Source organism: Pontivivens nitratireducens, from assembly GCF_011290545.1.
In the GTDB taxonomy this organism is placed as follows: domain Bacteria; phylum Pseudomonadota; class Alphaproteobacteria; order Rhodobacterales; family Rhodobacteraceae; genus Pontivivens; species Pontivivens nitratireducens.
The window spans coordinates 873190-886763 of the sequence record NZ_CP049811.1; the positions used below are offsets into that span (position 1 = coordinate 873190).

Sequence of the window (13574 nt, forward strand, 5' to 3'; positions counted from 1 at the left end):
GATGTCTCACCTGGTCGTTTCGGGCGGATTTTCATCCTTTGTGCGGCAAGGTTCAAGGGAAGGGGCGCAACGCGGTTGTCCTCCGCGTCACAGGACATAGGTTAACTGGGTCTGCGGGTCGCGCGTCCCGTGCCGTCCCGCCGAGGAATTATTCCATGTTTCGCTTCTTTGAGAAGCTGGTGGACCCCTACCAGCCCTATCCCGACGACGACGTGCCACCGACACGTTTGTGGCCCTTCCTTGCGGATTACATGCGGCCCTTCCGCAGCGTCCTGATGTGGACCCTACTGACCACATTCGCCGTTACCGTGGTCGAGATCGGGTTGATTTTCTATACAGGCCGGGTGGTTGACCTGCTGGAGGTCAGCGGTCCGACGGCCTTTCTCAGCGATCACGGGGTCGAACTGGGTCTGATCGCGGCGTTCATCCTGCTGCTGCGACCCATTGCACAGATGCTAAACGCGATGCTGCTGAACCAGGCGCTGCTGCCCAATATCGCCACGCTGGTGCGCTGGCGCTCACACAGGCATGTTCTGCGACAATCGGTCGCTTGGTTTCAGGGCGATTTCGCCGGACGGATCGCCAACCGGGTGATGCAGACGGCCCCCGCCACGGGCGAGGCGGTGTTCCAGATCTTCGACGCGCTGGTCTATGCGGTGATCTATCTGATCGGGGCGCTGCTGCTGCTGGGCGGCACCGATCCGCGGCTTATGCTGCCACTGGCCGCGTGGGGGCTGGCCTATATCGTGCTGTGCATCGTTGTCATTCCGCGCATCGGACGCGCATCCAAGGATTTTTCCGACGCCCGATCCGCCATTACAGGCCGGATCGTGGACAGCTACACCAACATCCAGACCGTCAAGCTGTTCGCCCACACGCGTGAGGAAGAAGCCTTTGCCGGTGAGGCCATCGAACATGCCCGGGACAAGTTTCAGGTGCAGATGCGGCTGATTACAGCGATGGAGCTGGGGTTATTGCTGATCAACGGCCTTCTGATCGTCGCGGTCATCGGATGGTCCATCGCGCTGTGGCAACAGGGGATCGGAACGGTCGGGACGGTGGCCGCCGCCTCTGCGCTGGTGCTGCGGCTGAATTCGATGACGGGCTGGATCATGTGGGCACTGTCGTCATTCTTCCAGAATCTCGGCGTCGTGCGTGAGGGGATGGAGACGATTGCCCAGCCCATCGACCTGACCGACGCACCGGATGCCAGCCCCCTGCACCTGAAAGGCGGCGAAATCGCGTTTCACGACGTCAGTCACCATTACGGACGCGAAGCCGGGGGGCTAGACCGCGTGAACCTGACGATCCGTCCGGGGGAACGGGTGGGTCTGGTCGGGCGATCCGGCGCGGGCAAGTCCACGCTGGTCAACCTGCTGTTGCGGTTTCATGACGCGGAATCCGGCCGCATCACGCTGGACGGGCAATCGTTGGCGGATGTCACACAGGACAGTCTGCGCCAATCGGTGGGGATGGTGACGCAGGATACCTCGCTGTTGCACCGGTCGGTCCGCGAAAACATCCGCTATGGCTCCGCCGACGCGACCGAGGCTGAGATCATCGCTGCGGCCAAGCGGGTGGAGGCGCATGAATTCATCCTCGATCTGGGGGATATGAACGGGCGCACCGGCTATGATGCGCATGTCGGGGAACGCGGCGTCAAACTGTCCGGTGGGCAAAGACAGCGGATCGCACTGGCCCGTGTCGTGCTGAAGGACGCGCCGATCCTGATTCTGGACGAGGCGACCTCGGCCCTGGACAGTGAGGTCGAGGCCGTCATTCAGGACGCCCTGTATGGGTTGATGGAGGGCAAGACCGTCATTGCTATCGCACACCGCCTGTCCACCATCGCCGCGATGGATCGCATCGTCGTGCTGGATACAGGTCGGATCGTCGAGGAGGGAACCCACGACGCGCTGATCGCGCAAGGTGGGTTGTATGCCGGATTCTGGTCGCGCCAATCGGGCGGATTTTTGAACGCGGCGTCGAAATGAAGGCGTTCTTTGCCAACCTGATCGCGCCCTTCGCACCGGCGGACGGGCCGCCCCCGCAAACCTTGGGCGCGTTCCTGCGCTGGGCGCTGGCCGGATCGGGGCGCGTGGTGGCGATCACCGCTCTGTTCGGGCTGGCGCTGGGCATTAGCGAGGCGGTTGCCGCGTGGCTGGTCGGGCACATCGTCGATCTGGCGGTGGCACAGGGGGGCGAGGCATTCTTCGCCCGCAATGCCGGGCTGTTGCTGGGCGCGGGGGCGTTTTTCGTGCTGCTGCGTCCGATGCTGGTTACGCTGACCTCGGCGCTGAATTCGCTGTCCGTCGGGCCAAATGCCACGACGCTGGCGATGGCGCGGCTGAACCGTCACACGATGGGACAGTCCTTGCGCTTTTTCGAGAACGATTTCGCGGGACGGATCGCGCAAAAACAGATGCAGACCGTATCGGCCATCGGCTCGATCCTTTCGGAAATCGTGAACTCGCTGGCGTTTGCGTTCTCCGTTCTGATGGGATCGCTGTTGGTGCTGATTCAGGTCTCACCCCGACTGGGACTGGTGCTGGCGGGATGGTTCGCGATCTACGTACTGTACGTCCGCTACTTTCTGCCCAAGGTGCGCCAGCGTTCCCGCGCGCGGGCCGGGGCGCGGGCGGCGCTGTCGGGGCAGCTGGTCGACGTGCTGTCCAACATGGCGACCGTCAGGCTGTTTGCCACAGGCGCGAGCGAGGAGCGCGCGGCTGAGAGGGCGATGGGAACGCTGCGCGACAAATCAATGGATTTCGGCGCGATTTCGGTCGCGTTCCGCGGGGGGCTGAGCCTGCTGGGAGGTCTGTTGCCGGTCGCCCTGATCGGATGCTCCGTCTGGTTCTGGCAAAGCGGGGAAGCGACGCCCGGCGACATCGCTATCGCGGGCCTGCTCTCCACCCGTCTGGGGCAGATGTCGGGCTGGATCAGCTTCGTCGCGATGGGGATTTTCGCCAATATAGGTGAGATCGAGAACGGCATGAATACCCTCGCACCCGCGCATGACCTGCCGGATCGCGACGGTGCCGTTCCCCCCGGTCCGGTGGCGGGTGAGATCGCGTTTCACGATGTCAGCTTCGGCTATGGCAGGCCGGACGGCGGTGGCCTTGACGGGCTCGACCTGCATATCGCCGCCGGGCAGAAGGTCGGCTTGGTGGGACGGTCGGGGGCGGGGAAATCCACCGCGCTGTCGCTGCTGCTGCGGCTCTACGATGTGGAGGGCGGGAGGATCACCCTGGATGGAAAGGATATCCGTGACCTGACGCAGGACGGTTTGCGCGGCGCGATCGCGATGGTTCGGCAGGATACCGCGATGTTCAACCGCTCCGCCTTCGACAATATCTCCTACGGAATCGCGAACGCCGATCCCGCCGCGGTCGAGCGTGCAGCCCGGCGCGCGCAGGCCCATGATTTCATCGTCGGTTTGTCCGATCCGGCCGGGCGCACTGGATATCAGGCACATCTGGGCGAGCGTGGTGTTCGCTTGTCCGGCGGGCAGCGGCAGCGGATCGCGATTGCCCGCGCGTTCCTCAAAGATGCGCCGGTGCTGATGCTGGATGAAGCGACGTCCGCCCTCGATTCGGAGACGGAGGCGGCGGTGCAGTCCGCTCTCGAAGACCTGATGCAGGGGCGCACAGTTGTCGCCGTGGCGCACAGGCTTTCGACGCTGGCGCATATGGATCGGATTGTCGTGATGGAAAACGGCAGGATCGTGGAATCGGGCCATCATGCCGAATTGCTCGACCTGCCGGGGGGCACCTACGCGGCATTCTGGCATCGGCAATCGGGCGGCTTCATCACGACCGAGGCGTAACCGTCGCGGCGATCTGCGGCGTCTCAACCTCAACCGGGGTCAATTGAAACTGCGAGATCAGCTTGCGCAACCGCTGGGCGCTGTCCTGCAAGCTGCGCGCGCGCTTGGCGCCGCCTTCGGCCAGGGCGGTTTGATGCTGGGTGGAATCGTCCATGGCGCTGATCGCGACCGTGACCTCCTCGACCGAGCGGCTCTGCTCCGTGGACATGGTGGAAATCGCGATGATTGCACGGTTCATGTCGTTGACGGACTGCGCGATGGCCGCGAGCTTTTCCCCGGTTTCACTGACCTGAACCGCCCCGCTTTCGACATGGTCGATGCTGTTGGAGATAAGCCCGGAAATGTCTTTGGCGGATCGCGCGGCGCGGTCGGCCAGATGCCTGACCTCGGAGGCGACGACCGCGAATCCGCTGCCCGCATGCCCGGCGCGGGCCGCCTCGACCGCGGCGTTCAGGGCGAGGAGTTTGGTTTGGAACGATATGGCGTTGATGACCGCCACGATGTCGCGCATCCGGGAGGCCGCGCTCTCGATCCCTGTCATGGAGGCGCGGGCCGCCTCAGCGATATCGGCGGCCTCGACCGCGCCGGACGCGGTCGTGGTGGACAGAGCGCGCAATTCACGGCCGCGTTCGGAGGTCATGGCGATCGCGCGGGCCATTTCGCGCATCGTGGCAGAGCATTGGCGCAGAGCGGAGGCCTGCATCTCCGTCTGTCGGGACAGTTGATCGGCCTCCTCCGCGACCTCACCGCTATGGATGGCGAGGGCTTCGCCGGTCAGTGTAATGTCTCCCACCACCTCACCCAGCGTGGCGATTGAACGGTTCACATCCCTTTGCAGGATGTGGAATATGCCGTCATGCTGGCCATCCATCCGGTGTGTCAAATCGCCATGCGCCACGGCTGCGATGGTGGTGGCGACGCTGGCGAAGCCGCGTTCGAAGCTTTCGCACATGCGGTTCACGTCCTGGCCGATCTCGTTCAGTTCGCCGCCATCGGCATTGTCCGCGATACGTGTGGTGAAATCCCCTGCGATGACACGGCCCACCAGTTGGCCGATATCGTGCTGCAACGTGCGCGCCGCTGTCTGATCGACAAGTTGGATGACGAAACCGGCCCGTGCGTTGTGCTCTGCTATCGGGCGGATGACGGCGTCATAATGGCGATCCGCGATATGCACCGCGACGGTCGCCTCCACCCCATTGGCCACCTTGCGGGCCAGATCATTGTCCAGTGACACCAGCCAGGCGAGCGGGTTGTCGTATTGCGTGTCCGTATCGTGCGCGCGGGCCAGATCCTCCAGCTGTTTGCTGACATACAGCACGTCGCTGACGGAATGCGCGACCAGGAGCATCATGTCGGAGCGATCGAGCGCTTCACGTATGCGGCGGCCGGCGACCCCGCGTTGGTCGATGAGCGTTACCGCCGTCGCCATCTGCCCGAATTCGTCATTGCGGCCGCCGGGCATCTGACCTGCGGCCTTGTTCTGCGCGATATTGCGGACGGCCCGCAGAAACTGGTTGAGAGGTCGTAACAGCGAGATGATGTTGAGCAGGGTCATCAACATGAGGACCACGAAACTGATGATTGCGATCAGGACGACGGTGTTGCGGGTGGTCATCGCCGTGTTGACCGCCTGACCGTCGGCCCAAGCGCGAATCGTGTTGAGCTGATCGACGATTCCGCTGAAATCCCGATAGATCGCGGGCGATTCGGAGTTGATCCGTTGCTCCTCCAACGCGCGGGCGTTTTCGTCCAGTGCGCTCAGACGACCAAGCGCATTCTGCATGGCCTCCAGAACGGTGACGAAGGGGTCGATCCGATTGCGCAAATCCTCCCCCGCCAACGCGCGCAGACGGGGCATGGGGGCCAGCATCGCTGACAGTTCACCGGCCATCGTTCGCATCAGGGCGGTGTCGTGGGGGAAACGCGGGTTTTGCATCAGCTTCCAGATAGCGTCGTAGGTCGCACTGACCTCCGCCAGCATATCGAATCGACCATCACCGATCACGACCTGATCCGAGGCATAGATGCGCGACAGCAACGGGTCGAGGCTCGAGAAAGCCGCTTGCAGCTCAAGGCCGATGGCGTTGATCTCACCCTGCACCGCCACGGCGTCATCATAGAGGGCGTTGAAGGCCACCACCTCCGCGCGAAGAGCGCTTAGCTGGTCCGTGACGTCGGTTTCGATCGACACTATTTCCGACATCATTCCCAGATGTTCGACGACATGGGCGAACTGTTCGTTCGCATAGCTGCGCAGATCGAGGTTTTCGCGGCGCAGGTCGAGGGTGGAGGCCCGATCCGCGTTGGCGAACGCGCTTTGCGCATCGTGCAGATGCATCAGCGAATCGCTCCTGTCGGAGGAGCGGATGACCTGAGAGCGGACCTCGTTCATGCTGCTCCACACGAACAGGATGATGCCCATCAGTCCCAATCCGGTCAGGATGAAACTTGCGATAAAACGCAGTGCGATCGTATTCTTCATCCTGGGCCTCGACAGAAAATGCTGTCAAAAGGCCTAAGCGGCACAGGTTAAGGTAACGCTAACTCCCCTTGGGAGCTTTGGAAAGCAGTGGCATCAGCCGGGCCATGTCGGGTCCACGCTCCATCCCGGACAGCGCCTTGCGCAGGGGCATGAACAGGGCCTTGCCCTTGCGGCCGGAGCGTTCCTTCATGGTGTTGGCCCAGTCAGACCAGCTCGTCTCACCCCACGGTTGCGGCGGCAGATGGGCGAGGGCGTCCGCGATGAAATCCGCGTCCTCCTCCGCGATCAGGGGGGTCGCGCCGTTTTGCACGATGTCCCACAGCGGATCGACATCGGCGATCACCTGAACGTTTTCGCGCGCCATCAGCCAGAACGGCTCCGCCTTGGGGCCGTCGATGCCGCGCGCGGCCAGGGCCTCGGCCACATCGGCATAGGGGCGGGCGTGCAGAACGCGCGCGGTCAGCGGGCGCAGGTCGTCCACATCGAATTTCGTGGGGGCGGAGCCGAAGCGGCTGAGGTCGAACCCGTCGATCAGTTCCTGATGCGTCGTGCGCAACTCCACCGGATCGGAGGAGCCGAGACGCGCCAGGTGGCTGAGCAGGGCCATAGGCTCGATCCCCGCCGCGCGCAGATCGCGCAGCGACAGCGTGCCCAGACGTTTCGACAGCGCCTCACCCTGCGGGCCGGTCAGCAGCGAGTGGTGGGCGAAGCGCGGATGCGAATGCCCCAGCGCCGCCATGATCTGGATCTGGGTCGCGGTGTTGGTCACGTGATCCGAGCCGCGCACCACGTCCGTGATGCCCATATCGGTGTCGTCCACCACGCTGGCGATGGTGTAGAGCACCTGCCCGTCGCCCCGGATCAGGACCGGGTCCGACACCGACGCCGCATCGATGGAGATATCGCCGAGGATACCGTCCGTCCACTCGATCCGCTCGTGATCCAGCTTGAACCGCCAGTGGCCGCCTCGTTCCGCGCGCAGGGCTGCCTTCTCGGCGTCGCTGAGGGCGAGGGCGCCGCGATCATAGACGGGGGGGCGGCCCATGTTGAGCTGCTTCTTGCGCTTCAGATCCAGTTCGGTGGGCGTCTCGAATGCCTCATAGAGCCGCCCGTCGGCGCGCATCCGGTCGGCCGCGTCGGCGTAGCGGTCCAGCCGGCTGGATTGCGTCTCGATCCGATCCCAGGTCAGGCCCAGCCATTCCAGATCCTGCTGGATCGCATCGGCATATTCCGGCTTGGACCGCTCGGGATCCGTATCGTCGAGGCGCAGAATGAACGTGCCGCCCTGCTGCTTCGCGATCAGCCAGTTGAACAGCGCGGTGCGCAGGTTCCCGATATGCAGATATCCGGTCGGCGAGGGGGCGAAGCGGGTGACGGTCATGACAGGCTTTCGGCTGTGAAAATGCTTGCCACTGCATAGACCAGTCGCGCGGGGCATTTAAGGGGGAATGTTGCCTATATGGGCGCACCCGGTACTGTGCGGGCATGGAACAGATCGACATCCTGCCTCCGGGCCTGCCCGAAATCGCCGCGATGGCGCAGGCCGTGCGTGAAGCCTTGCCCGAAGATATGCGCCGGATGTGCGCCGATCTGGTCGTTCGGGTCGAGGATTTCGCCGATGATGAGACGCTGGAGGAGATGGGGATCGCCTCACCCTACGAGCTGACGGGCCTCTACAGCGGCATCCCTCTGACCGAGAAATCCGTCGCGGATCAAGGGTACGGGCCCGACACGGTCTACCTCTACCGTCGGGCGATATTGGAGGAGTGGATCGAGAGGGGCGATGTCGGACTGGAGCATCTGGTCGGCCATGTGCTGATCCACGAAATCGCGCATCATTTCGGCTGGTCGGATGCGCAGCTTCACGCGATCGAGGATTGGACGCTCTAGCCTTGTGCAGAAATGCCGGATCGTGCCTCTGAATCGTGCTTGGCGGATCGGATTTGGCCCTGATTGCACGGAGCGGATCTCACTGAATTCAAGCGTTAATCATTTATCAACGTTCACGACTTTGTTGTCCCGTTGCTGCGGGAATGTTCATGTTATCACAGATACTTATAACCACATCATGCAGCGTCACCCTACAGCGCTGCATGATGTGAGCCGGTTCGGTTCATGTTGATAGCTGTCGGATGGGCACTCCCCCCTCCAGACCCGCCCGATGTGACTGCGCCTGCGGACCCCACGCTGCAGGCGTAGTTCCTTTCGGGGGCAGCCGGTACCGGTTTCACGCGCTATCGGACGTGATCGCGATCAGGTGGTTGTCCCATGTATATCGGCCCGACCACTGCCTAGACTGCTGTACTGCGCCGATCCGGTGAAAGCTGCCCAATCCCGAGGTGACTGCGAACCCGCCGCGCGCGCGGGCCACGCCGCTGGCATCCTCGACCGCATGGCTCTCGATCAGATGCCCCACCTGCGTGTCATAGACCTGCACCAGTCCGCCGCGAGGCGACGTGACGGCGACGCGGCGATCATCGGGCGCGAAGGCGACGCTGCCGACATAGCCCCGCATGGCGCGCAGCGCCTCGGCCGGGGCGTCCATCAGAACGGGCGAGGATGCGCCGCGCCGATGCGTGCCGAGCAGGGCCACGACGTCCCCACCGCCGTGCCACTGCATGGCGAAGGCGACCTGGCCGCGCGTGGAAACCGCCAGATGCCGGATCGAATTCTTATGCAGCGTCGGGGGCAGGGCGGCGATCTGCTGCACGGTGCCGTCGGTGATGTAGGCCAGATTCGGGGCCATGGTCGGAATGTTCAGCTTGACCCGTCCGCTATCGGGATGCGTGTCGATCCCGCCATTGGCCACGACCAACGTGTCGGTGCCGGGCAGGCGCTGGATGTCGTGGGGGCCTATGCCGCCGCTGGACCATTCCGCCACGCGTAGATATCCGGCGGCCACGTCCCAGACGCCGATTCGGCCCTGTCCCGCCTCGAAGTCGTTTTCCGTAGTGAACAGCCAGTTTCCATCTGCGGAAAACGCGCCGTGCCCGTAGAAATGCCGCCCCTCGGGCGCGGTCAGCGTCGCGGTTGCGCGGCCCGTCAGGCAGTCGATGACGATGGCGAAGGTGCCGGGTCTGCGGGCGAAGGCAACGGCCTCGGGGCGGGTGGGCCTTGCCGCCGCCGCATGACCGCGCCCCGGCAGCGGGATCTGGAACAGGACATCCAGCGCCGCGTCGATTCCGCACAGTGCATAGCGCCCGTCCGGCAAGGCCGCCGCCGCCAGATAGGCAGGTGAGCCGACATCCGCCCAGGTCGGTTTCGGGATCAGCCCCGCCGCCAGCAAGCCGCCGACGAAATGTCGCCTGCCTGTGTGCATGGCGCCTCAGTCCCCGTCCATCGAGTTGAAGCCGGCGGCGACGCCCAGGCGGGGGCCAAGCTCATCCCGCGCGAGGGTGCGGATCGCCTGCACGCCCTGCTCGATGACCTCGATCCGCAGGCGGCCCTGCGCGCTTGAGACGCCTGCGAAGGTCGGATTGTCCAGCCGCGCCAATCGCGTCTGGCTGTAGGCGAAGGCGGTGTTGAACTCCGATGCAAGGTCCGTCCCCTCGCCCGCCATGCGGATTGCAAGGTCGTTGAGCGCATCCAGGCTCAGTTCCACATGCCGCGCTGAGCGGCCGGATCGCCATGCCTCGGCCCGGGTGGGGCGGGGGCGATCGAATGAACCCATCGGACGGCTGAGGCGCGTGTCCGCCGTGAATTCCAGCCCGGTGGTCAGGGATTTGAACAATTCGCGCAGCACCTCGTTTTCGGACCTGTAGGTGCCATCCGGCGCAGGGTTCAGCATCCGCGCGGCGTAATCCTCATGCCAGTCACGGGAAATGGAGGCTGTGGTCGCTGCGATATCCTGTGTGACGGTGCGCACCAGTTGGCAGCGATAGGTCGCATCCCCCATGGTGGAGATCGCAGGATCGTAAAGCAGGAATTCCAGAGCGTAGAATCCCCGTGCCGCGATCGAAACGTCTGCATATTCCTCCGCCGTATCTGCGATCGGATCCTGATCCGCGATCAGTTCGGCCAGACGCTTCGGTGTTGCCCCCCGGCTGTCGGGCCAGAAGGCCAGCGCGAAGGCCCGGTCGTCCTGTTCCGTCGGGCCGAACCGCAGATGGCTGGCCGCGACCCAGGCATCGAACGCCTCACCATAGGCGGTGCGCAGCGGGGGCGCGGTCGCCTCGCATGTTTCCTGCGCAATGTCGGCCAGATGGTCCGAACGCTCGGCGAGCATCTCGAACCTGGGCAGGATGTGACTGTTCACCACATCCTCGACTATTGCGGCATCGTCCTGGGCGGCGAGGGCGGTGGGCAGGGTCAGTATTGTCAGGGCGGCAAGAATACGAATCATAAGCTCTCCAGAAAGGCGATCAGCGCGGCGCGATCCTCGGTTGGCAGGGCGATGACGGCATCGCGCTGCGGCGCGGCCTCACCCCCGTGCCACAGAACCGCTTCGAGCAGCGAGCGCGCGCGTCCGTCATGCAGGAAATAGGTATGGCCGCTGACCTGTTGCGTCAAACCGATGCCCCACAGGGGGGGCGTGCGCCATTCCCGACCCGTGGCGCGACCCTCGGGCCGGTGATCGGCTAGGCCCTCGCCCATGTCGTGCAACAGCAGGTCGGTATAGGGCCAGATCAACTGAAAGCTCTGCTCGGGGCGGTCGCGCAACCGGTGCGTTACGAAGGACGGCGTGTGGCAGGCGGTACAGCCGGTGGAATAGAACACCTCCTTGCCGCGCAGAACCTGCGGGTCGTCCACATCGCGGCGCGCCGGAACGCCCAGATTGCGACTGTAGAAGGCGACCAGCTCCAGCCCCTCGGCGTCTACCTCGGTGCCGCGATCGTCGCCGTCGCCGTGAATGGCGTTGCGGCAATCGACCTGCGCGGGGGTGCATTCGCCCGCCGCCGCCGGAAAGATCGGGGTGGAGATGCCGATATCGCCCGCAAAGGCACCGGCAGATTGTTCCAGTACCGTCGGCTCGATCGCCTTCAGCCCGAACCGGCCCAGCATCGGTTCGTCGTGCACCAGGGACCAGACCACGTTGGGCCGCCCGGAAATGCCGTCATCGTTGGCGTCGTCGGGGTCGGCATTGGCCAGAATGTCCGCCGTCGGAATCGCCTCCAGCAGGCCCAGTCCGATCATCTGCGGCGCCAGGCGGGGGCTGAACATCGCGTCGGGGTGCAGCGGTCCATAGCCCAGATCGGCGGCGGTATAGGTCGGATGGCGCAGGGATGCCGTCTGACCGTCGGGGAAGGTCACGGTTTCCTCTTGATAGCTGATGTCGAGGCGATATTCCGCGCGATAGCCCTGCACCGCGAAATCCTGCAACTGCACGCCGTAATTGGGATCCGGGCTGGTGGCGATGTAGCCCTCGATCTGCGGTATCAGATCGTCCAGCGTGCCGGGGATCGACACGCGCAGGAACATCGAGATTGCGTTGCTGTCCTCCGCCTCGGGCGGGTGGCCGCGGCCGTCCTTGATGTGGCAGCGCTGGCATGAGCGCGCATTGTAAAGCGGCCCCAGCCCGTCCGAAGCGAGGGTGGAGGACGGCGCGGAGACCCACAACTTGCGAAACAGCCCGTTGCCGACCTTGAAGGTCAACTCATCCTCGAAGGTCAGATTGTCCGAGGGCTGCGAGAACGCGTCGGCTGTGCCCACCACCCGCACGGTCGCGGCCCCGGCGGACATCTGCTCGAACCGGGCGGGGGCGGTGAAATCATCGCTCAGCGCCGTGACGGCGGCAATCCGTGCGGTTTCCTCCGCCGTGCGGGGAATGACGTTCAGGTGCGGATCGCCTAGGGTGGCCCGGAAATCCTCAGCCTGAATATCGGCCTGAATGGCGGAGCCTGCCAGCAGAGCAAGGCCGAACGTCAACATGGCATGGCGCGATGATCTGGTGAGCATTCCGTGTCCCGCTACGAAGGATGCGGGCGGTTCGCAACCGAACCGCCCTGATGTTCAGGCGAAGCCCGGCCACCGCGATGTGCGGCCGGGCATATGCTTTATTGGAAGACCGCGTTCGGATCGTCCAGACTGTCCGAACCTTCGATGGCGATCTGGTCCAGTTCCAGTGCCGTCACGACACGTTCGATGGATCGGGTCTGATCTATCAACCCCTCGACGCCGCCCATGATCAGGTCCTCACCGGCGGAGTTGCCGCGCTCCAGCATCTGATCGTAGGCGAAGCCTGCCTCGGCGGTGGTCTTGATCCGGCCCAGTGCCATCATGGTGGTGCTCAGCTTGGTCAGCATCTCACGGTCCAGCTCCGGGTTGGTTTCGGCCACCAGATCGGACAGCGAGGCACCTGACACCAACGTGCCGTCGATGCGGATATATTCGCCCAGATATGCGCTCTGCACGCCCAGACCGTCATAGTAGTGATCGTTATGCGTGTTGTCCGCGAAGCAGGAATGCTCCTCCTCGGGGTCGTTCAGCATCAGGCCTAGGCGCATCCGCTCACCTGCCTGCTCGCCATAGGACAGCGATCCCATGCCGGTCAGAATGGTGGACAGGCCGGAGGTTTCATCACTCAGCACCGCTGCACGGGCGGCACCGCCGTCCGCCCATTGCGCGGCCATCCATTCCAGGTCGGAGACCAGCAGATCGGTCGCGGCCTTCAGATATTCGCCCCGGCGGTCGCAATTGCCGTTGGTGCAGTCATCGCCGGTCGCGTAGTCGGTCCACGCGCGGTTTCCGGCCCCGGCCTCGTGCCCGTTCAGATCCTGCCCCCACAGCAGAAATTCGATCGCGTGATAGCCTGTGGCCACGTTCGATTCGATGCCGTCGGCCTCGTGCAGGGTCTCGCTCAGCAATTCGGGCGTGATGGCGCTGGCATCGACCTGCGTGCCGGAGAGGGTGAATTCGGGGCTGGCGATGACGTTCAGCGCCGCGAACGCGTTTTCATCGGTCGGCCCGCCATAGGTGGCATCGACGTAATCGATCAGGCCTTCGTCGAGCGGCCAGGCGTTCACCTTGCCCTCCCAATCATCCACGATCGCGTTGCCGAAGCGGTAAACTTCGGTCTGCTGATAGGGCACACGCGCGGCAAGCCACGCGTCCTTTGCGGTCTGAAGCGCCGGGGCCGATGGGTTTGCGATCAGCGTATCGACCGCCGATTGCAGGCGTTGCGCGGCGATCAGGCTGTCCTCGTACTTCGCCGCCGCGATATCGGCATATGTGTCGAGCACATCTGCCTTTTCAACAGCCAGGGCGGGGGAGGCGAGGGCGAGGCAGATCCCGGTCGGAATCAGATAACTGCGTTTCATGGGCTTT

9 protein-coding genes are annotated in these 13574 nt (G+C 64.2%); 3 read left to right on the forward strand and 6 right to left on the reverse strand.

Annotation, left to right across the window (positions count from 1 at the left end; genetic code table 11):
* Positions 1 to 155 precede the first annotated feature (155 nt).
* Together G8E03_RS04175 and G8E03_RS04180 are read left to right on the forward strand one after the other, a co-directional pair.
* On the forward strand, positions 156 to 1994 hold the full coding sequence (locus G8E03_RS04175; protein ID WP_166188994.1) for an ABC transporter ATP-binding protein: 1839 nt from the start codon (positions 156 to 158) through the stop codon (positions 1992 to 1994).
* Positions 1991 to 3826 (forward strand): ABC transporter ATP-binding protein, encoded by a 1836-nt coding sequence (locus G8E03_RS04180; RefSeq protein WP_166188996.1) that lies wholly within the window; start codon positions 1991 to 1993, stop codon positions 3824 to 3826. The genes G8E03_RS04175 and G8E03_RS04180 overlap by 4 nt, the downstream gene beginning before the upstream one ends.
* On the opposite strand, the gene G8E03_RS04185 is transcribed toward G8E03_RS04180, so the two are convergent.
* Together G8E03_RS04185 and gltX are read right to left on the reverse strand one after the other, a co-directional pair.
* On the reverse strand, positions 3810 to 6311 hold the full coding sequence (locus G8E03_RS04185) for a methyl-accepting chemotaxis protein (protein ID WP_166188998.1): 2502 nt from the start codon (positions 6309 to 6311) through the stop codon (positions 3810 to 3812). The genes G8E03_RS04180 and G8E03_RS04185 overlap by 17 nt on opposite strands.
* Positions 6312 to 6369: 58 nt before the next feature.
* Positions 6370 to 7692, reverse strand: a complete 1323-nt coding sequence (gltX, locus tag G8E03_RS04190) for a glutamate--tRNA ligase (protein WP_166189000.1) — start codon at positions 7690 to 7692, stop codon at positions 6370 to 6372.
* A 104-nt stretch (positions 7693 to 7796) separates the two neighbouring features.
* Here gltX and G8E03_RS04195 point away from each other — a divergent pair, with 104 nt between their 5' ends.
* A complete protein-coding gene (locus tag G8E03_RS04195) occupies positions 7797 to 8201 on the forward strand; it encodes a metallopeptidase family protein (protein ID WP_166189002.1) in 405 nt (134 codons plus the stop codon).
* A 337-nt stretch (positions 8202 to 8538) separates the two neighbouring features.
* On the opposite strand, the gene G8E03_RS04200 is transcribed toward G8E03_RS04195, so the two are convergent.
* The 4 genes from G8E03_RS04200 to G8E03_RS04215 form a co-directional block, all read right to left on the reverse strand.
* On the reverse strand, positions 8539 to 9630 hold the full coding sequence (locus tag G8E03_RS04200; RefSeq protein ID WP_166189004.1) for a DUF1513 domain-containing protein: 1092 nt from the start codon (positions 9628 to 9630) through the stop codon (positions 8539 to 8541).
* 6 nt (positions 9631 to 9636) lie between these two features.
* Positions 9637 to 10653 (reverse strand): imelysin family protein, encoded by a 1017-nt coding sequence (locus G8E03_RS04205; RefSeq protein ID WP_166189006.1) that lies wholly within the window; start codon positions 10651 to 10653, stop codon positions 9637 to 9639.
* Positions 10650 to 12206 (reverse strand): di-heme oxidoreductase family protein, encoded by a 1557-nt coding sequence (locus G8E03_RS04210; protein ID WP_240910422.1) that lies wholly within the window; start codon positions 12204 to 12206, stop codon positions 10650 to 10652. Before G8E03_RS04210 ends, G8E03_RS04205 begins: the two co-directional genes overlap by 4 nt.
* A gap of 98 nt (positions 12207 to 12304) precedes the next feature.
* On the reverse strand, positions 12305 to 13567 hold the full coding sequence (locus G8E03_RS04215; protein ID WP_166189008.1) for an imelysin family protein: 1263 nt from the start codon (positions 13565 to 13567) through the stop codon (positions 12305 to 12307).
* Positions 13568 to 13574 lie beyond the last annotated feature (7 nt).

Excerpts from the sequence above, each read along its gene's own strand:
- G8E03_RS04175 (WP_166188994.1), top strand. The coding sequence starts at position 156 with ATGTTTCGCTTCTTTGAGAAGCTGGTGGACCCCTACCAGCCCTATCCC.
- G8E03_RS04180 (WP_166188996.1), top strand. The coding sequence starts at position 1,991 with ATGAAGGCGTTCTTTGCCAACCTGATCGCGCCCTTCGCACCGGCGGAC.
- G8E03_RS04185 (WP_166188998.1), bottom strand. The coding sequence starts at position 6,311 with ATGAAGAATACGATCGCACTGCGTTTTATCGCAAGTTTCATCCTGACC.
- gltX (WP_166189000.1), bottom strand. The coding sequence starts at position 7,692 with ATGACCGTCACCCGCTTCGCCCCCTCGCCGACCGGATATCTGCATATC.
- G8E03_RS04195 (WP_166189002.1), top strand. The coding sequence starts at position 7,797 with ATGGAACAGATCGACATCCTGCCTCCGGGCCTGCCCGAAATCGCCGCG.
- G8E03_RS04200 (WP_166189004.1), bottom strand. The coding sequence starts at position 9,630 with ATGCACACAGGCAGGCGACATTTCGTCGGCGGCTTGCTGGCGGCGGGG.
- G8E03_RS04205 (WP_166189006.1), bottom strand. The coding sequence starts at position 10,653 with ATGATTCGTATTCTTGCCGCCCTGACAATACTGACCCTGCCCACCGCC.
- G8E03_RS04210 (WP_240910422.1), bottom strand. The coding sequence starts at position 12,206 with ATGCTCACCAGATCATCGCGCCATGCCATGTTGACGTTCGGCCTTGCT.
- G8E03_RS04215 (WP_166189008.1), bottom strand. The coding sequence starts at position 13,567 with ATGAAACGCAGTTATCTGATTCCGACCGGGATCTGCCTCGCCCTCGCC.